This window comes from Spirosoma sp. KNUC1025, from assembly GCF_045160025.1.
In the GTDB taxonomy this organism is placed as follows: Bacteria; Bacteroidota; Bacteroidia; order Cytophagales; family Spirosomataceae; genus Spirosoma.
Genome location: NZ_CP087139.1, coordinates 2942852 through 2962879 on the forward strand (window position 1 = coordinate 2942852; position 20028 = coordinate 2962879).

Consider the following 20028-nt stretch of genomic DNA (forward strand, 5'->3'; position numbering starts at 1 on the left):
CCCGTGACAGAGTTAACAATTTCATAATCTATAAAATTGAATGGTAATATTTCCGTAACATTGGTGGTTACACAAGGTCCGTAATTCTCGTTGGGAAGAACTGTAATTGCCTTTTAATCAAATCATTTGCGGAAATGCTTCACTGTTTTACCAACGTACGGTTTAATTATCTACTTTGTCGGTGTCGACTCTCAACCTTTTTCAACTATAGGCTTATGAAAACCTCATTTACCCAACAGGCACTACTGATTCTGGGTCTTTCTACTGGTTTTACAGTGGCAGGACCTGCTCCGAAACCGCTTGCTGTGCAGAAGTACACGATTGAGCAGTTTATGAAAACCATCCGTTTTGGCGGATCGGATATTTCACCCGATGAGAAAACGGTTCTGTTCAGTAGCAATCAGGATGGCGTTTTTAACCTGTACGAAATACCGTTCGATGGTTCGGGGCAGCCAAAACAATTAACGAATTCGAAAACGAACGCTATTTTCTGCATCGGCTATTTGCCCGACGGCCGGATTCTCTACAGCAGCGATCAGGGCGGTAATGAGCTGAATCACATTTATTTGCGGGAAAAAGATGGGGCTGTTAAGGACCTGACTCCTGCCGATAAAGCGAAATTTCAGTTTGCCGGATTGAGCCACGATCGTAAAAGTTTTTTCTACCAGTCGAATCAGCGCAATAAGGCGGCTTTCGATGTGTATGAAGTAAGTCTGGCTACGCTACAGCCTAAAATGATTTTCGAAAACCCCGGCGGCTTTTTCCCCGGCGACGTATCGCCCGACAGACGTTATATTGCCCTCGTCAAAACGATGACTACGTCCAACAGCGATGCGTATTTGTACGACGCTCAGACGAAAGAGACAAAATTGCTGACCAAACATACGGGTGACGTAAATAATGGCCCGGATGGCTTTACGCCCGATGGTAAGCAGCTTCTGATATCGACGGATGAAGGGAATGAGTTTGCGTACGTGAAAGCGTATGATCTGGCAACGGGAAAGAGCACTGTCCTCGACAAGGCAAACTGGGATATTGCTGGCGATTACCTGTCGTATCGCGGGCGCTACCGGGTGCTGTCGATCAACAACGATGCGCGGACGGAGTTAAAAATAATTGACACGAAAACGAATCAGGCGATCAAACTTCCCACATTGCCCAGTGGCGACGTAACGGGGGTAAACATTGCCGATAGCGAAGACCGGATGACGTTCTATGTCAATAGCTCAAACTCGCCCGCTACGTTGTATTCCTATGATTTCAAATCCGGCAAAGTAGCACCCCTGGTACGGGGATTGAATCCGGAAATTAACGCCGAAGATTTGGTGGCGGGTGAAGTTATCCATTATAAATCGTTCGATGGGATGGAGATTCCGGCGCTGCTCTACAAACCAAAAGATTTGAAAGCTGGCGACAAACTTCCGGCCATTCTCTCAATTCATGGTGGACCCGGCGGCCAAACCCGGCTGACGTATTCGCCCCTGGTACAGTATCTGGTTAATAATGGCTACGTAGTGCTGGCCGTGAACAACCGGGGCAGCTCGGGCTATGGAAAAACATTCTATGCCGCCGATGATCGCAAGCACGGGGATGCCGACCTGAAAGATTGCGTGGAATCGAAGAAGTTTCTAACCGGAACGGGTTACGTTGATCCCGCAAAAATTGGCATTATGGGTGGCTCGTACGGGGGCTATATGACGCTGGCAGGGCTGACCTTTACGCCCGACGATTTTGCTGTGGGCGTCGATATTTTTGGGGTTGCCAACTGGCTGCGTACGCTCAACAGCATGCCCGAGTGGTGGGGACCCCAGCGCGAGGCTATGTTCAAGGAAATTGGCCATCCGAAAACGGATTCGGTAGCACTCTACAACAAGTCGCCGTTGTTTCACACCAACCGGATCAAAAAGCCGCTTCTCGTGATTCAGGGCGCCAATGACCCCCGCGTATTGAAAATTGAGTCCGACGAGATTGTGGCGAACGTAAAGAAAAACGGTGTGCCAGTTGAGTACGTAACGTTCCCGGATGAAGGACACGGGTTTGTAAAGAAGAAAACGAAATAACAGCCTATAAAGCCGTACGGGAATTTCTGGATAAATATCTGAAAGGCATAGGGCAGTGATTGGGCTACCTGATCGATTTAAACTTCCCGGAGGCTTTGAGCTTTCGGGAAGTTTATGGGATTGGTCGAATTAGTTGATCTTGTTAAATACGACGCCCCCGAATAATTTGACAGCGGATACCTTGGCATCGCCTTCAAAAACGAATTCGGCGCGTTGGCCATCACGCATAATGAACTGACTTTTGCTTTGCGGAATCAGCTCGCGCGGTTCGTTTTCCCAGCGGGGTTTGGCATAGAGTTTTCCGTTTTGCTGCACTACGTCAAAAATGTATCGGTCGCGCTGGTAGCTCCCCAGCATTGATTCCGCCTGGGCAGTGCTAAGAGCAAATCGTTTGAGCTGCATGGGCTTACTAAAATCCCAGCCGTAGGCCACCGAAACACTATTCAGTAATTCCTGAGCAACCTCCATTCCATTATCGGAATTGGTCATAATGACAACGCCCTCACCTCGGCGGGCATGCGCTACTAACATACAACGAAACCCTTCGTTCGCACCGCTATGGCTGAAAATCAGCGAATCGCCGTCTTTACGTAACGCTGGGCCTAATCCGATGCTGCCCAGGTGTTTGGTGAGCATTTGTTCTGTCATCTGCTTCGAAATCACCTTGTTGGATTTTCCCTGCAGCGACTGCTGTACCTCAATAACGTAACGAGCCAGATCCGATGGGGTGGTCCATAGCCCAGCGGCTGCCATTTCGGGGTAGGTGTGCCACGAACCTGATACAGGTTGCCCGTTACTCGTGTAAGCCGTAGCGGCTAGTGCATCGAACTTGACGGGTAGGGGCTGCTCATACGTACTGTGCTCCATACCGAGCTTTGACAGAACGGTTTCCTGCATGATTTCCGGGAACGGCTTGCCGACCTGATCAATCATGGCTTTTTGCATGACGGTGTAGCCGCCCCCCGAATACCGATTAATTTTCCCCGGAATCGTGTCGGGGAGAATGGCCCGCGAATTGGCCGGACTTTCACCATTCAAAACCTGAATTAGCGTTGGTACCGGCTTATTTTTGGCGTAACCGGCAAACCCATGCACCGTTAATCCGGCCGTATGAGTCACTAACCGACGTAGCGTTACTTTTTCAGTAGCTGTAAACTTAGTATCGGGTACTTTCCAGTCTTTCAGTGAGTTATTGATGTTTGCATCCAGCGAAAGTTTCCCGGCTTCAACCCAGTGCAGAGCAGCAAACGCGGCCACAGGTTTACTGATGGAAGCAGCCTGAAATAAGGTGTTTGCGTCAACCGCCCGTTTCGACGCCAGATCGGCCATTCCGTAGCCTTTTGCCCACTCGATTTTTCCGTTTCGAACAACCGCGATGCTTACACCCGGCACCTTGTAGTGCGCCAGCCGGTCCTGAATTGTAAACTGCTTGACGGTATCACCTTCTACGATGAGGATTGGCGATAGACTTGTTTCTATTTGCCGGATCTTTTCGGGAAGCGATTGGGCAACTGCTGAAAACCAGCTAAATAGACTAATATAGATGAGAAGGGTAGGGCGCATTGTGGGCAGGCTCCAATGGTTATCAGCCTGTAAAATACTCAATTCCAGCGGCCATATGCAACAAACGAACAGATCAAAAATAGCATCACATTCACCCAGACGGTCCGTTTCTCATTACGTTGGTAATGGATAACACCCGCTGGAATCATAATCAGCCCTAAGCAAGCCGCTGCAATAGACGTTAGGCTCGGCATTATCTGGGTATACCAGGGAACTAGTAAACCTACCACTCCGGCTAATTCGGAGAGGCCGATAAAGCGAATAACGGGTATTGATAAATGTTCAACCCCGGTTTGCCCGATGGCTACCAGTTCCGGAGCGGACCGGGTCGATTTCATCCAGCCAGAATAGGCAAAAACAATCGACAGAAAAATCTGACTCAACCAAAGTGCGCCATTCATACCAGTGATAGGTTGGTTTCTGATCGCAAAATTGGGTGGATGCAATACGTTATCCTTTGACAATTGTCAAAATCTAAACCTGTGCCCGCATCCGGCTAAGCGTTTCTGCGCTCATGCCCAGGTACGAAGCAACCATACCCAGGGGCACGCGCTGCACGATGGTCGGGTTGATGGTCATGAGTGTTCGATATCGTTCCAGTGCCGTAGCGAAGTGAAGTTCATCGAAGCGTTGTTGTACCAGCAGCAGGCCATGACTGGCCAGTAACCGCCCTAACCGCTCGATATCATGATGCTGCTGATACAATTTTTCCAGGGCCGTATGTGAGATTGCCCACAGGACAGAAGGTTCCAGAAGTTCAACGATACGTCGGTCGGGCTGCTGGGTGATAAAACTACTGATAGATACGGCAAACTGCCCTTCGGCGCTTAGCCAGTCGGTCACGTCTTTGCCGTCTTTGTAATAATACGTTCGGGTTAGGCCGGATTCAATAAAATAAACCCATTGACAAACCGTGTTCGGCTGGACCAGCACGTGCCCCTTGTCAAACTCGAGTCGCTTTACGGCCTCCGCCAGTGCCTGTTGACTGGCGGGCGACAAAGCCGTAAAGCGGCAAACGGCTTCCAGAAACGGATTGGTCGAGTTAACGGACACAGTCGGTTGGGTCTGACTAGTTATTGAAACAGGAAATAGTCGTACAAAGTACGGGTTACCTCAGCTATCGTTCGCTCACGTACAGTCCCGGATTTCTTCGACGATTTGACGAAAACGGATATCGCTACGTGTCCGGCATTGTCTGGTAAGGTAATAATGCCTACGTCGCTGGCTGTCAGGCCGATGGTTCCGGTTTTGTGCAGTACTTCGGTATCGGGGGGAGAGAACCTTTTAAGCGGGCAAGCCCCGTTTCGCATCGTCTCATAATGTCGAGTATCAATGTTTGGCTCGCGGGTTTCAGAACGGGCTGAGTGTATAATTTAGTAAGCAGGAGGGTCATGGCTTCGGGTGTTGATGTGTCCCGAATGTCATTTTCGAAGGCTACGTAACTGGCTTCCCGCACTTCGGGGTGTTCAGCTTTGCCAACGAGTCGTAACGGGCTGGCGACCAGGGCTGATTCATGTCCATCGGTATTCCCACGCAATCGGCAATAAGCCAGGCCGTAGGCCGGTTCACCTGCAACCCCTCGACGCCCAATCGTTTCATACAGGCGTTGACGGAAGCCGGTCCGCCAGCCAGACGCAGGCAAATGTCGGTGGCGCTGTTGTCGCTGATAAGCAGCATAAGCTCAAGTAAACTTCTGACGGATAGCGATAAGCCCGGACTTGTTGAATTAGGCCAGTCGAACCGATCCGACAGCATACCACTACCCGGATGCAGGTCATTCTTCGTAATCGGAACCAGCTGATCGAGCGTTACGCTGCCACTGTCGACACGGGTTAGCAACTGCGTAGCGATGGCTACTTTGTAGGAACTGGCCATCGGAAAAGGTTCTTTTCCATTCTGTACGATGGTCTTGCCGCTTTCGATATGCGTAGCACAGATGCCCACTTTGCCGCCCGACAGACTGGACAGGCGCAGGAGTTCCTGCTCAAGCCGAACGGGAACCGTAAAAGTAGGTTGTGGCGCAGCGGGTTTGCTGGCTTTGGGTTTCTGAGCTATAGCCTGAGTGGCACAGAGCAGAAAGAGGGCTGTGAGTAGATTGACCGGGAAGTGCATGAGCGGTTGTAATATGTATTGACGTATTATTTTTTACCAATGGGAACAGCCGCCGTCATGGTCATTTCAACGCTGGCCCCAAAGACAAGCTTGGCGACGCCGACGGTGGTGCGGGCCGGGTAATTACCTTCCTTGAAGAACTGTTTGTAAATGGTATTCATCTTAGGGAAATCGTCCATATTGCTTAGGTAAACCGTTACGCTAACAACCTTGTCGAGCGACGAGCCAGCATCTTCCAGTACGGTTTTGATGTTCTGGATGGTCTGCGCGGTTTCAGCTTCCACACCCCCTGATACCAGCTTGCTGGTTTGCGGATCGGTACCCACCTGGCCGGATACAAACAGAAACCCGTTGCTAATAACCCCCGGACTAAATGGATAAGGCACAGGTGGTACGTTTCGGGGCGAACAATCTGCTTATCCTGTCCGGAAGCAGAAAGGCTAATTATCACGGCGATGAAGCAAAGTGAAAGATGTTTCATGAGCGAGACTGATTAATGATGAATACATTAAAAAGCAATTCCTGCCAGAATCGTCCCGGCAGGAATTGAAGGTATGAACTACGCGACCCGTAGCAGGGTGAAGCTACTCGTTAGGAAAGAGATTTTTCCAGTGTTTTTTCCACTCCTTTTGTCAACAACGATGTAAGGTCCTGGGTGACAGCTTCCGCAAAACCCGGTAAAGCAGTCAGGTCGGTCTGCCAGAGTGCAACATCTGATAAGACGCTCTTTACGAAATATTGTACGGTAGCGGGCGCACTCACTTTTACGGTCTTCCAGTCGCCATAAAAGTACCCGGCTTTATCGTCGCGGATGGGGTAGGTGATCTTGCCACCACTGGGAAGAGTGATCTCCCCAAAGAACTGTCCGTCTTTTTCCTGAACCGCTTTCATGAAGAGCAGGTAAGCCGCAAAACCCAGCGTAATGCGTTTGGGAGCGGCATTAAACTGCTCGTAGTACCGTTGAATCGTCGCTACGTTTCTGGCCTGCATTTTTGCCGTTTCCTGCAGCGAGATATTCAATAGCAAATGGTCGAGGTAGGGGTTGCGGAAGCGGTCCAGTACGTCGAGCGCAAACTGTTTAACCTCCGTTTTGTCCATACCCGGAATGCCATAATCGGGCACCGTCGGGACGATTTCGTCCAGCATCAGCGACTCGATGAATTTGCTCATCGTAGGGTGATTCATCTCATCGGCCACTGTTTCCAGCCCCAGCAGATAGCCCAGCGGCATTGTGAGCGTATGCGTACCGTTCAGAACCCGTAGTTTTCGCTCCTTATAAAAACTAATGTCTTCGTCGATAATGATCTGTGGCGTACCCTCGAATGCAAAGCCCAGGGTCTGCTTAACCCGGTCGTCGCCCTCAATAGCCCACAGATGGTAAGGCTCAGTCATGGTAAGCAGCTCATCCTCGTAGCCCGCTTCCTGCTGGATAGCCTGCTGCGCTTCGTCGGCCGGACGCGTAACGATACGGTCGACCAGCGAGTTGCAGAACCGAACGTGAAACTTGAGCCATTTGGTAAACAGCTTGCCGAGTTCGTTGAATTGGGCAAGTTTCTCGACGGCATCCCGGAGCTTCAGCCCATTATCGGTTACCAGTTCGGTGGGAATAACCACCAGCCCTTTGGCTTTCGAACCACCAACGCTTCGGAATCGCTCATACAGAAAGGAGGTTAACTTGGCCGGAAACGATTGGGGCGGACTCTGAAAAATACTCTCCTCTACGTAGTTCAGCCCGACTTCGGTCGTATTCGAAATAATGATCTGTAGTTTCGGATTACGAGCCAGCATCAGTACCTGGCTCCATTGGGTTTGCGCGGCCAGCACTCGGCTGATTGCCGACACAACCGTTGTTTCGGCTACCTCCTTACCATGCTGAACCCCCCGGACGGCTACGGTGTAGAGGTTATTCTGATCTGTAAATTCGTCTGTCTGGGTATCCGTCGATTTTACCACAACGATGGAACCCTCAAAATGACCTTGTGCATTTGCTTTGTGTACCAGATAATCGGGGAGGCCGCGCAAGAGAACGCCGGTACCGAACTGTAAGATTTTCTCAGGGAACGTAGGAGCGGGGTGGGTTGAATGAGTTAGTTTAGCCATAATTGGACGGGGTACAGTCTGCTCAGCAATCATCGGATAGATAAGCTTAATAACTCCTTAAACAGAAAAAGGTATTGGATGGTGTATAATTCAGCAATTATACGAACTACATCGCTAATGGTGGCGAAAATCATGAGTACACGGTACAACTTATGGCAAAAGCCATAAATCCGAACAAATCTGCTTTGTAAGACCCATCAATACCTGTGCTGAGCCAGGGTACGTAACAACGTTATCGTTTCAGTTTACCAGAGCTATCCCCACTTTCCAGGGTTTCAACTTCCGCAACGGTGGCCAGGTTGACATCGCCGGGAATGGTGTGTTTCAGCGCTGAAGCGGCCGCGCCAAATTCGACCGCCCGTTGCAGGTCATTGAACGTCAGCAATCCATAGATAAGGCCCGCAACGTAGGCGTCGCCCGTACCGATGCGGTCGGTAATCGGCCGAATATCATAGACTCTGGATTTGTGCACGCTATTGCCATCAAACAGCTTGGCCGACAGTTGGTTGTGCGAGGCACTGATTGAGTTGCGTTTGGTGTCGGTGATGTACCGAAGGGAAGGGAAACGCTTCATCATTGCCAGTCCAGACTCCTGAAACGTACTGCCAACGACGCCATAGATTTCTGAAAAAAGCCCTTTGCTCCCAAGCACGAGCGTACAACCTTCTGTTAGAGCGGGCATTATTTCCTGAGGGGTACGTCCGTATTGCCAGAGGTTACTTCGATATACAATATCAGCCGACACAGGAACGCCTAAGCGGTTGGCAGTCTGAATACCGGCCAGCAGGCAGTCGGCAGCGCCTTGTGAGAGAGCAGGCGTGATGCCCGTCCAGTGAAACCAGGCAGCGCCCGTTAAAACCGTTTCCCAGTCGATCTCATCTGGGCGAATACGTGAAAACGCGGAATCGACCCGGTCGTAAATAATCTGGCTGGCACGGCTTCCGGCGCCTGTTTCCAGAAAATAAAGTCCTAATCGACCATCGCCATATTGGATATAATCGGTGCTGACATCATACTTTCGGAGATACCCCGCAGCGGCCCGCCCCAGGGCATGATCAGGAAACCGCGTAACATGGGCCGATTTAAGACCAAATTGTGCCAGGGATACCGCTACGTTTGCTTCGGTACCTCCAAAGTGCATAGCTAGTGAGTCGGTCTGCGTAAACCGCTCGACACCGGGCGGACTTAGCCGAAGCATCACTTCGCCAAACGTGATAATTTTCATATTCGTAAAAAGAGTGAAAGAGCAAATGAACGAATGAGTGAAAGAGCGAGCGAGTCAACGAGTGGCTAACGCGTTCTAATTCACTCTTTCACCCGTTCGCTCTTTAAAAAAACCGATAATTCTTCGGCCTTAACGGGTTCTAATTTAGGCAGGACAAGATGAATAATAATCAGCGCCAGCAGGTACGTACAGCTGGCAATAATGAACATGGGCAGATAGCCAAAGGCCGTAATGATACGTCCGGCCAGTAAGGCCAGCAAAATACCTCCAACAGCCCCAAACATACCCCCTATACCCGTTACGGAGGCTACTACGTTTTTGGGAAACAGATCCGATGCGAAGGTGTACATATTGGCTGCCCAGCCCTGGTGTGCGGCTGTTGCCAGCGAAATCAGGGCGATAGCAACCGTCAGGCTACTGGTTTGGGCAGCAAAAAAATGGGAACGACACACAAAGCGCAGATAAGCAGGGTGGTTTTACGGGCACGATTGGCCGACCACCCCCAACGCATAAACTGCGTGCTGAGCCAGCCAAAGAAAACGCTGCCCGCATCGGATACGACATAAATAATGAGAAAGGGGAGACCAAAGCTTTTTAGATCAAGTTTCTGGTCGAGCGCGTCGTTGGAGTTGAAAAAATCGGGGAGCCACGTCATAAAAAACCACCAGATCGGGTCGGCCATAAACTTACCGATAGCGAATGCCCATGTTTGTTTGTAGCCCAACAGATGGGTCCACGGTACGTTCATACGGGGAACTTCCTCCGTATCGCTGCGAATATAGGCGAGTTCGTCGGCGGAGAGCTTCGGGTTACGTTCGGGCTTGCTGTAGGTAAACCACCAGAAAAAGAAGCACAAAGCCTAGTAACCCGGTTACCAGGAATGAACTGCGCCAGCCAAACTGCAGAATCAGATAAGGAATGAACAGAGCAGTCAGGATAATGCCTACGTTCGTGCCGGCATTGAAAAGACCACTAGCAAACGACCGTTCGCGACGGGGAAACCATTCGGCTATGGTTTTTATGGCCGACGGAAAATTGGCTGCTTCACCCAGGCCCAGAAACGCACGGGCCCAGCGTAGGCCAGTCATATTGCCAACAAACGTAGTGAGCACAGCCGCGATACTCCAGACCAGGATGCCAAACGAAAATCCCCGCCTTGTTCCGATACGATCGACAAGCCAGCCAACCAGTAGAAAACCAATGGCATAGGCAAATTTGAATGCGGCATCTACATCGCCGTACAGCACTTTAAAGCGATCAACGGCTTCTTCAGAAAGAACAGCATCCGGAGCCAGATCCAGCATTTCTTTGCGAAATACGTCATCGGTCATTGTAAAAGACAACACTTGCCGGTCGATATAATTTATCGTCGTTGCCAGAAACAGCAGCGCAACAATGCGCCACCGAAAGCTGCCAGAAGTAGTTGGCGTATGCAAAACAAGGGATGGTTTAGGGAGAAAATGCGGAAAGATAACTTATATATAGGAAATAGTCATTAGCCAGGAGGCATCCCGACAAACTACCTTTGCCTGTTGACCAATGGCTTCTGATTATTGACCAATATCCATCGACTACCGACTTAATATGCTTGAACAAACCTGGCGTTGGTTTGGCCCCAACGACCCCGTATCGCTTAATGATGTCCGACAGGCAGGTGCTACAGGCATCGTAACCGCTCTGCACCATATTCCCAATGGTCAGGTATGGCCGCGTCATGAAATTGAAACGCGCAAAGTGTTTATCGAGGGGAACCAACTAACGTGGTCGGTTGTCGAAAGTATTCCGGTTCACGAATCGATCAAGACCCGTACCGGTAATTTTCAGCAGTTTATCGAAAACTACAAGGAGTCTATCGTCAATCTGGCCCACGTGGGCATCGATACGGTCTGTTACAATTTTATGCCCGTACTCGACTGGACCCGAACGGACCTGGATTACCTCATGCCTGATGGCTCAACGGGCCTTCGGTTCGACGCCACCGAGTTTGCGGCTTTTGAATTGTATATTTTACGTCGGCCCGGCGCCGAATACCTCTACAATGACGACCAGAAACAGCGGGCGAAGGCGAAGCTTGATTCGATGAGCGAAGCCGACGTAAAGCGCCTTACCCGTACCATTATCGCCGGTTTACCGGGTTCCGAAGAAAGTTATACGGTCGAACGGTTTCGGGATGCGCTCGCTACGTATGCCGACGTTGGTGACCGGGAACTGCGTCAGAATCTATACGCTTTCCTGCGCGAGATTGTGCCCGTAGCGGAGTCGGTTGGCGTTCGGCTGGCAATCCATCCCGATGATCCGCCGTACCCGATTCTTGGGTTACCGCGCGTGGTCAGTACCGAAGCCGATGCGCGCGCGTTGCTGGCCGCAGCCGAATCGCCTGCCAATGGTGTTTGCTTCTGTACGGGTTCCTATGGCGTTCGACCAGATAATGACCTGGCTGGCATGGCTGAGCGGTTAGGGCCGAAGATCCACTTTGTGCACTTACGTAGTACGCAACGCGATGCCAACGATTATTTCGAACGGGGAAGTTTTCAGGAAGCCAACCACCTCGAAGGCGACGTACCGATGCCCGGTGTTATGCTGGCTCTGCTAAAGGAGCAGAAACGGCGGGAAGCCGAAGGAAGAACCGACTTACGGATGCCGTTCCGCCCTGATCACGGCCATCGTATGCTCGACGACCTGACTTCTGGCAAACGAACGAATCCGGGCTATACAGCCATCGGACGATTGCGTGGCCTGGCCGAACTTCGGGGCCTCATGCTTGGGCTGTCGACAGAGCGTTAGGTTCGCATAACGATTTTGCGGAATTTAGTTATCTTGCAGTAGCAAACTGCGCAGTTATGGAAGCGATCAATAAGCCGAAACGCCCTCCTCTTACTCCTGAACAAAAACAGCGTCGTGCCGAACGTGCCCGATTACTCAAGTCGCTTGTCTACGAAATGTGGGACGGAAAGCCAGTGTATTATGCTGGTTATGAAGACGTATTGAAGGGTACAAAAACGGTTGAACAGGTCATGAGTTCGAGTATTTTGCAAAGTCGGTTGGTAGTTCGTTTATCCGCTTACCTATTGTCAGTGTTAGACTTAGGCGTGTATGACGTCTTGGGAAATGAATTAGGTATTCAGTTTAAGAAAGGCGATTGGCGAGCCTGTGACGTAGCTATTTTTGAGTTGAAAACGTTGGAAGGCCAGGATGAAACAAAATACGCCTGGGTACCGCCAAAAGCGGCAATCGAAATAGATACAAAAGCTGACATGGATCAATATGACTCTGCCTTTGATTACTACGAACAGAAAACAACCAAACTTCTTGAGTTCGGCGTCGAGAAAGTGATCTGGTTATTTACTAAATCCCGGAAAGTCTGGATTGCTGAGGCCGGGAAAGACTGGCTTATCCGGGATTGGAATCATGCCGTTGACGTACTGCCGGGCTGTCAATTTGTACCCGATGACTTAGTATCAGTATCAAAAAAATAAAAGCAAAAGCCGGGAGAAAATTTCCGGCTTTTGCTTTTATCATCCATGAATACTCTTGTTGCTCCCACGTTCCTGTCCGACGATTTTCTGCTTCAAACCGAAACGGCTCGTCGGCTTTATCATGATTACGCACGGCCCATGCCGATCATTGATTATCACTGTCATCTGCCGCCCGATCAGATTGCAGCTGATAAACACTACGATACGATAACGCAACTCTGGCTATACGGTGATCATTACAAATGGCGGGCTATGCGCACCCATGGAATTGATGAGCGGTATTGTACCGGCGACGCCAGCGACTGGGAGAAATTTGAGAAATGGGCTGAAACGGTTCCCTACACACTACGTAACCCGCTGTATCACTGGACACATCTGGAACTGAAAAATCCATTCGGCATAACCGACGTACTGAGTCCGGCTACGGCCCGGTCAGTCTACGATGCCTGCAATGAACAACTGCCGCATCTGTCGGCCCGCGAGCTACTCAAGCATTTTGACGTTCGGGTAGTCTGCACAACGGATGATCCGCTGGATTCGCTGGAGCACCATCGGGCAATTGCGAAAAGTAATTTCAGTGTTAAAGTATTGCCCGCTTTTCGTCCCGACAAGGCTATGGCGGCCGACGATCCTATTGCTTTTCGGGCTTATGTGCAAAAGGTAACGGAGGTAACAAACCGTGAAATTCGCACCCTGGCTCATTATCTCGATGCGCTCAAATCCCGGCACGATTATTTTGCGGAGATGGGCTGTCGACTGTCTGATCATGGTCTGGAAATGGTTTATGCCGATTCCTATGTTGAAAGTGAAATCGAAACCATCTTTAAGAATCTGCTGCTGGACTGGCAGGAAGGCGCCAGTGTTCTGAGCCCGGCGGATATCCGAAAATTCAAATCGTTTATGCTGGTGCAGTTTGCCGAGTGGGATCACGAAAAAGGCTGGACGCAGCAGTTTCACCTCGGAGCACTACGTAACAACAACATCCGGCGGCTCCGCGAACTTGGCCCGGATACAGGCTGGGACAGCATCGGCGATTTTCCGCAGGCCGCTTCCCTTTCCCGCTTCTTGGGTGGATTGGACGACCGCAATAAATTGACTAAAACCATTCTGTATAACCTGAATCCGGCCGACAATGAAGTGATGGCCACCATGATCGGCAATTTCAACGATGGCTCAGTACGTGGTAAAGTACAGTTTGGCTCAGGCTGGTGGTTTCTCGACCAGAAAGATGGTATGGAAAAGCAATTGAACGCCCTGTCGAACATGGGTTTAGTCAGTTCGTTTGTCGGTATGCTAACGGATTCAAGGAGCTTTGTTTCTTACAGCCGCCATGAGTATTTCCGGCGGATTCTGTGCAATCTCTTTGGCAACGATATTGAAAATGGCGAATTGCCAAACGATATCGATTGGGTTGGCCAGATCGTGCAGGACATTTGCTACCGGAATGCGGAACGCTATTTTGGGTTCTGATCCCGGTTCATGACGCATACGTTTGTCGATACCAATGGGGTTAGGCTGCACGTCGTTCAGGCTGGTCCGATTGATGGGCCGCTAATCATTTTATTGCATGGATTCCCGGAGTTCTGGTACGGTTGGCGACACCAGATTGATACGTTAGCCGAAGCTGGTTTTTGGGTATGGGCACCCGATCAGCGAGGCTACAATCTGAGCGAAAAACCAAAAGGTATCGGCACGTATGGTATTGATACGTTGGCAGCTGATGTAGTTGGGCTAATTGATGCCGCAGGCCGGCAAAAAGCCGTTGTGGTGGGGCACGATTGGGGAGCCGCCGTGGCCTGGTGGACGGCCGTTCGGTACCCGGAACGTATTGAGCGGCTGGTTGTACTTAATGTACCTCATCCAATGGCAATGAAACAATACGCCCGACAAAATTTCGGGCAAATGCTACGAAGCTGGTATATCGGCTTTTTTCAGTTGCCTTGGCTGCCAGAAACGGTGTCTCGATTAGGAAATTGGGCGATGCTCGTGCAAACACTACGTAAAAGCAGTCGGCCGGGTACGTTTACAGACGCTGAATTACAGGAATATAGAGCAGCCTGGTCTCAGGTGGGAGCGTTTACCGCCATGATTAATTGGTATCGGGCAGCCTTACAGCAGCCACCTTCCCGCCGTTCGTCTGTTCGAATTACCGTTCCGACCCTTATCATTTGGGGCGTCCGCGATGCGTTTCTGAAGCGGAAAATGGTACAACCAAGTCTTGATCTTTGCGACAATGGACGTGCCGTCTTTTTTGAAAACGCTACGCACTGGGTTCAACATGAAGAGGCCCAACGGGTAAATGAATTAATAGTGGGAGAAGGGAAAAGGGATTAAAGGAGAATGGTATTAATTCAGTATTAACTCCTTTAATCCCTTCTCCTTTTCCCTAATCCCTCTATTGCTTATACACTTTGCCGTCTTTCATGACGAACTGAACAGTTTGTAGAGCTTTGATATTCTGGATCGGATTCTCGCCAACGGCAATAATGTCGGCAAATTTTCCCGCTGCAATCGAGCCAATCTGAGCGTCCATGCCCAATAGTTTTGCATTGGTCATCAACGCTGATTTGATGGCTTCAATGGGAGGCATCCCTGCTTCAACCATGTACTCGAATTCCTTGGCGTTATAGCCGTGGATGAATACACCCGCATCGGTACCAAAGGCAATTTTTACACCCGCTTTATACGCTTTCCCGAAGGTAGCCTGAATTTTGGGTCCGGTCGCCAATGCTTTCGGAACCACCAGTGGCGGATAATAACCAAAGTGCCGGGCCGAATCGGCAACCGTTTTTCCGGCTATGATCGTCGGGACGTAATAAGTACCGTATTTTTTAAAAAGCTCGATGGCTTCATCATCCATATACGTACCGTGCTCGATAGTCTGAACACCCGCCCGAATGGCCCGTTTCATTCCCTCAGCGCCATGAGCGTGCGCAGCTACGGTAAATCCATAATCCTTTGCCGCATCGACAACCGCTTTGACTTCTTCTTCGGTAAACTGGGGACCTGAGCCATCTTTTGCATTACTCAGTACGCCACCCGTCGCCGTAATTTTGATCAGATCGGCTCCATCCTTATACCGTTGCCGAACAGCTTTGCGAGCGTCTGACGGGCTATTGATAACCCCATCTTCGGGGCCGGGATCGCCCATCAAATCTTTGCGGTAGCCATTGGTTGGGTCGGCATGTCCGCCCGTTGTGGCAATGGATTTCCCAACCGTTAGCACACGCGGTCCTTCCACCAACCCGGCATTGATGGCGTTACGTAACGAAACGTTGATGCCCGAGCCGCCGAGGTCGCGAACAGTCGTAAACCCGGCCAGCAGCGTTGTTTTGGCATAGCGGGCTGCCCGATAAGCTACGTCAGCCGGATTGCTTGTGAAGCCGTCGATAGCCCCGCCCCGGCGGGTCTGGCTCTCAAGGTGAACGTGCATATCAATCAGGCCGGGTAAAACGGTTTTCGATTTCAGGTCCACTACCTGATCCTGCCCACTCGGTGCCGTATACCCTTTCTGTAAGGCCGTAATTTTATTGCCTTCAACAACGATGGTCATTTGTGGCTGGAGACTGTTGCCAACGCCGTCGAACAGATTTCCGCAGTGAATGAGGGTTCGTTGGGCAAAGAGCGATGTAGCCAGCAGCGATAATCCGGCCAGTAAGTATAGTTTTTTCATAAATGATTGTTGGTTGGGTACAAAAAAGGCCATAACAGATAGTTACGGCCTTCAAAATACAGTTTTATACTCGTTTTTATAACATTAATACATCATCGTTTCACAATCACGCCATCGGCCACAAACGTTAATTCTTTTTCGGGTTGGGTAATTTTCTCAATTTCTTCTTTCGGTTTTCCGGCATCCTGTGCGTAGTGACGCAGATCGGCTACAGGTGTAGTCGAACTTTCGGCCGTTCCTTCTACTACAACCGTTTTTCCGACAATATCTTTCGGGACAAAGAAACCGTAGTCTTTAAACGTAACGCGCATGGTTTTGCCATCGCCGGTTTTAACACTCATCCAGCACCCTTTCATTTTGCATACCGATTCTACGGTGCCTTCAACTTTGGCGGGCATCTCGCTTTTTTCTCCCATTTTGGCCGCTAATTGCGTAGCGGGAATCGCACCTTTGTCTGTAATTTTTTTGCCATGATAGCTAATTTCCTGTTGAGCAAACGCACCAGATGAGGCCGCTACAAGAAAACCGATAAGCAGGAACGTTTTCATATGTATTGAAGAATTTGAAAGAAAACCAGATAAAGATCAGAGGATTCCAGACGATTTAGTTGTATCAAAAATACTCATTTCGGCGGATTCTAAAACTAGTATTGTGCAGAATGTTTACAGATCGATTGGATTCGGAAAACGACTGGCATTTACTGGTGTCGGCTCAATCTGCTACGTGGGTATCGGCTCCTGGGTGGTGTCGGTTTTGAGAAACCGACACAGGTTGTTGAGGCCAAGTGTCAGTTTTGAGAAACCGACATCACCCAGGAGCCGTAGCGTATTGAAGTAAATCGAACCGTTTCGACAATAATGCTTCTAAAATCGGGTTTGGCCTTAATTTTGAAGTGAATACGGTTAGTTGGGGGTAAATCGTATGAGTAAGACGTTATTTTTTCAATTGATCCAGATAGTCTAGCCAGACAGCCAGGTTCATAATTCGCATAACCGTTGGCATGGCCATATGTCTACTGCTGGAATAATGCCGATCATCCAGCACAATATTTACATTTCTGATGAAAACGTCCTTGCTGACAATCTTCCAGATAGGGTGATTATCGGGCGTATTCGCATCAAATTCTTTCCAGAGGTCCTTAAACAACGTAACGTAGTGGTTGGTGAATATCGCCTTCGACACCCGGTTAGCTACCAGCTCAGGCAGGTAATCTTTTAAGGCTTTCCGGAGCGTACCACGGTTTCTACCTTCATCAAACTTAATCCGTGACGGCACGTTTAGACAAAGTTCCAGCAGTTCAGCATCAAAAAATGGTTGAGCTGAGCGAAGTGAATTTTGCCGATAAACTTCAAAAAACTCCTCCTGTCCATATGTCTGATTTCCTTTAAAAATAATAGCCAAATGCCGCTTTTGTGCCTGAGAAGCCGGACCAGTTATGGTTGTCTTGATATCTAGAGTTTCGGCGGGTTGTTCCCAGGTAATTTTCTGAGCTTCGGCAAGCAATTCCGGATTAATAAAAGCTTTTATTTCAGGTTTTTTAAGTTGCTTTTCTGTAGTTATACGTTGCCACGCTATCGTCAGGAAATCAGCCACTGTGCAATCAAAATAACTTGACAGAGCCCAGAGGTGAGGTATCACTTTATTCCATTGCTTTTTTGTTTTTATTTTAGTCCACAAGATCCTGATTGCTCTGACTCTACGTGTTTTGAGCTGCTTTTCAGATGAACTGAAATGGAGGAGTTGTTGGTCAGTTGAAGGAGTTTGATCGTATTGTTCTATTGCTTTTTTTAGGGCTTTCCAGTTTTCATTATCGGCTAGTTCATCAATATACTCAGTGCCGTATCCAACTACCTGATCGCCCCAATGGCCGGATAAAAAAACGTCACACCCCTGCTGCTTTGCTGCCTCAATATTATCTAATTGAATCGTATGATTCAGCACGAAAAAGGGTTGTCCATTCAATTCAGTTATTTTTTTTATGGCATCATATCCCGAATAACTTGGCTGAATGGTACGATGAATGGTCTGGCTTTTGTTAACAACGGCATCTATGTAATCATCTTCCTGTGCTTCAGGGCGATCCGGTTTAAAATTAAAGGTATAGATTGGCTGATCTTTTAGCGATTGCGCCACGCTGCATACGGATGATGAATCAAGGCCTCCACTCAATGAAGCCGCCACTTTTTTATAGGCGTCAGTCTGTTTTTTTACCGACTTAATAAAAAGATTTCGAAACTGATCGATAAATTCACCGTCAGTAAACGACTGATATTTCGTTAAATCGAATGTACCGTATCGTTTTAGTTTTTCTATTTTGCCTTGGTTGATACGTAGAATGTATGCTGGTAAAATCCGATAGATCGACTGATAAAATGTATAATTAGTAGGCGGGGTGTATAAATTACAATCTATGTATTCAATAACCTTTGCATAATTAATGCCGACATCAATTAGTTTTGACTCTAGCAAGGCATTTATGGAAAAGGAAAAAATAAAGAAACCAGGTTTAGTAGCCGAAGTGTAGTAATAGAGTGGATAATTGCCCATGAAATCGCGGGCGGCTACGATGATTTCTTTTGTTGAGTCGTATAAAACAAACGAAGAATCCCCTGGCCTAACATGCTCAGGGAATTCTTCGCCATAAACTTGATAAGCTTGCGCTAATTTATCACCTGTATTGAAGCCGCATTCCCATAGATAAATACCATTGTACTGTTTGAAATAAACGTCTACATTAGGAATTTTTCCGTCATTGGAATTGCTTATCTGCCAGTTATAATCACAGAATACAAACGATTTTTTTTGATTGGTGAATAATTGGATACCTTGTTTCATCCAAAAAACGTCCGCCAATTTATTCTTAATCCAGATCTGGTATTATAGACCCCTCATCAAAATTTACGCTTCCTACGCCCAGCGTTAAATTCTTTACGTTTCCATGTTTTGTGAGCTGGGGAGACTTATACGTTTTCTTGGCCACACTATCCTGTGTTTCGGTAGTATGTTCGTCGTTGTATTCCTTCATAACTTATGCTGTTGAAACGTTTAGACCTACCCTTTTTTCGAAAGTCTCATTATTTTTTCAGTAATTCACTCGGATACCTAAACCAGTTGTAGTATCGATCATATGTCTAAGTATTCCAAACAAAGATACTATTTTTACGAAAAGAATAAATTTTGCATCGTTTTTTCTTTTGAGGTAAACCATTTTCTGCAAAATAAAAATTGGGTTTCTTATAATAACACAAATTTATATAGGTTTTATTCTGACTGATTGCTCGTAAAATTTGTTGCCGAGAAACTGGCTGGCGCGATTGCCTCGATCTCCTTTTTTGTAAAGTCGCTGTTGATCGTTAGCAGCACGAAGAACGCTACGTTAATGAAATGCGTTTGAGTTCAAAATGAAGGCTGAAATAGCTAATGAAGAACTGGTTGCGAAGGATTGAAAAATTCGGCTCTTACTCGTTTGGGCAAAAAAAGGACGTACTATTGGCCTTTTGGGTTGTTTTGCTCGTACGAATTGGATTGAAAATGCTCTCTTTTCAGCGGTTCAGACAGGTATATACATATTTTCTGCAACCAGCATCGGTTGTCGATGTTTCAGATCTACTTATTGGGCGCTACGTATGGGCCATTGGGCGCGTTAGTGGTTCACTGTCTGCCGTTTGCCTGCCGCAGGCGTTGGCGCTCAAATATCTCTTGCGAAGAGATAGACTGGCCGAAATTGTTATTGGCGTTGATAAAAATAATGGGTTTAGTGCCCACGCCTGGGTTGAAAAAAAGGTAGGATTTTGATCGGGGATACACCCGATATTCATT

General features: G+C 48.6%; 17 protein-coding genes and 2 pseudogenes. 6 read left to right on the top strand and 13 right to left on the bottom strand.

Annotated features, from left to right (window positions below; translation table 11 throughout):
• Nucleotides 1–215 precede the first annotated feature (215 nt).
• The gene (locus LN737_RS12785) at nucleotides 216–2060 is read left to right on the top strand and encodes a S9 family peptidase (RefSeq protein WP_405519392.1); all 1845 of its coding nucleotides are present in this window, start codon (nucleotides 216–218) and stop codon (nucleotides 2058–2060) included.
• A 129-nt stretch (nucleotides 2061–2189) separates the two neighbouring features.
• Here the strand turns inward: LN737_RS12785 and LN737_RS12790 are convergent, their stop codons facing one another.
• From LN737_RS12790 to LN737_RS12830, 9 genes and pseudogenes are all read right to left on the bottom strand, one after another.
• Nucleotides 2190–3623 carry a serine hydrolase gene (locus LN737_RS12790; protein ID WP_405519394.1) on the bottom strand — a complete coding sequence of 478 codons (1434 nt, stop codon included), beginning with the start codon at nucleotides 3621–3623 and terminating at the stop codon, nucleotides 2190–2192.
• Nucleotides 3624–3661: 38 nt separating this feature from the next.
• Nucleotides 3662–4024, bottom strand: a complete 363-nt coding sequence (locus tag LN737_RS12795) for a DoxX family protein (protein ID WP_405519396.1) — start codon at nucleotides 4022–4024, stop codon at nucleotides 3662–3664.
• A 73-nt stretch (nucleotides 4025–4097) separates the two neighbouring features.
• Nucleotides 4098–4676, bottom strand: a complete 579-nt coding sequence (locus LN737_RS12800; protein WP_405519398.1) for a Crp/Fnr family transcriptional regulator — start codon at nucleotides 4674–4676, stop codon at nucleotides 4098–4100.
• Nucleotides 4677–4696: 20 nt separating this feature from the next.
• Nucleotides 4697–5079, bottom strand: a pseudogene (locus tag LN737_RS12805) (serine hydrolase).
• Entirely contained in the window at nucleotides 5058–5735 is a 678-nt protein-coding gene (locus LN737_RS12810; protein ID WP_405519400.1) for a serine hydrolase, read from the bottom strand. Before LN737_RS12810 ends, LN737_RS12805 begins: the two are co-directional and overlap by 22 nt.
• Nucleotides 5736–5761: 26 nt before the next feature.
• On the bottom strand, nucleotides 5762–6121 hold the full coding sequence (locus tag LN737_RS12815) for a RidA family protein (protein ID WP_405519402.1): 360 nt from the start codon (nucleotides 6119–6121) through the stop codon (nucleotides 5762–5764).
• A gap of 205 nt (nucleotides 6122–6326) precedes the next feature.
• Entirely contained in the window at nucleotides 6327–7835 is a 1509-nt protein-coding gene (locus LN737_RS12820; protein ID WP_405519404.1) for a tagaturonate reductase, read from the bottom strand.
• Nucleotides 7836–8067: 232 nt separating this feature from the next.
• Entirely contained in the window at nucleotides 8068–9060 is a 993-nt protein-coding gene (locus LN737_RS12825) for a sugar kinase (RefSeq protein WP_405519406.1), read from the bottom strand.
• A gap of 80 nt (nucleotides 9061–9140) precedes the next feature.
• A pseudogene (locus tag LN737_RS12830) lies at nucleotides 9141–10496 on the bottom strand (MFS transporter).
• A 148-nt stretch (nucleotides 10497–10644) separates the two neighbouring features.
• Between LN737_RS12830 and uxuA the strand changes: the two are divergent.
• The 4 genes from uxuA to LN737_RS12850 are packed head-to-tail and all read left to right on the top strand — an operon-like array spanning nucleotide 10645 to nucleotide 14870.
• Complete coding sequence (uxuA, locus tag LN737_RS12835) at nucleotides 10645–11844, top strand: mannonate dehydratase (RefSeq protein WP_405519407.1); 1200 nt, start codon at nucleotides 10645–10647, stop codon at nucleotides 11842–11844.
• A gap of 56 nt (nucleotides 11845–11900) precedes the next feature.
• Complete coding sequence (locus LN737_RS12840; protein WP_405519409.1) at nucleotides 11901–12536, top strand: hypothetical protein; 636 nt, start codon at nucleotides 11901–11903, stop codon at nucleotides 12534–12536.
• A 45-nt stretch (nucleotides 12537–12581) separates the two neighbouring features.
• Nucleotides 12582–14006: a glucuronate isomerase gene (gene uxaC, locus LN737_RS12845; RefSeq protein WP_405519411.1), complete on the top strand. Its 1425-nt coding sequence runs from the start codon at nucleotides 12582–12584 to the stop codon at nucleotides 14004–14006.
• 9 nt (nucleotides 14007–14015) lie between these two features.
• Nucleotides 14016–14870: an alpha/beta fold hydrolase gene (locus LN737_RS12850; RefSeq protein ID WP_405519413.1), complete on the top strand. Its 855-nt coding sequence runs from the start codon at nucleotides 14016–14018 to the stop codon at nucleotides 14868–14870.
• 61 nt (nucleotides 14871–14931) lie between these two features.
• On the opposite strand, the gene LN737_RS12855 is transcribed toward LN737_RS12850, so the two are convergent.
• From LN737_RS12855 to LN737_RS12870, 4 genes are all read right to left on the bottom strand, one after another.
• Nucleotides 14932–16209: an amidohydrolase family protein gene (locus tag LN737_RS12855; RefSeq protein ID WP_405519415.1), complete on the bottom strand. Its 1278-nt coding sequence runs from the start codon at nucleotides 16207–16209 to the stop codon at nucleotides 14932–14934.
• A gap of 92 nt (nucleotides 16210–16301) precedes the next feature.
• Nucleotides 16302–16757 carry a DUF4920 domain-containing protein gene (locus LN737_RS12860; RefSeq protein WP_405519417.1) on the bottom strand — a complete coding sequence of 152 codons (456 nt, stop codon included), beginning with the start codon at nucleotides 16755–16757 and terminating at the stop codon, nucleotides 16302–16304.
• A gap of 385 nt (nucleotides 16758–17142) precedes the next feature.
• Nucleotides 17143–19044, bottom strand: coding sequence for an asparagine synthase-related protein (locus tag LN737_RS12865; RefSeq protein WP_405519419.1), 1902 nt, complete (start codon nucleotides 19042–19044; stop codon nucleotides 17143–17145).
• A 25-nt stretch (nucleotides 19045–19069) separates the two neighbouring features.
• On the bottom strand, nucleotides 19070–19234 hold the full coding sequence (locus LN737_RS12870) for a lasso RiPP family leader peptide-containing protein (RefSeq protein ID WP_405519421.1): 165 nt from the start codon (nucleotides 19232–19234) through the stop codon (nucleotides 19070–19072).
• 395 nt (nucleotides 19235–19629) lie between these two features.
• Here LN737_RS12870 and LN737_RS12875 point away from each other — a divergent pair, with 395 nt between their 5' ends.
• Nucleotides 19630–20004, top strand: a complete 375-nt coding sequence (locus LN737_RS12875; RefSeq protein WP_405519423.1) for a lasso peptide biosynthesis B2 protein — start codon at nucleotides 19630–19632, stop codon at nucleotides 20002–20004.
• Nucleotides 20005–20028 lie beyond the last annotated feature (24 nt).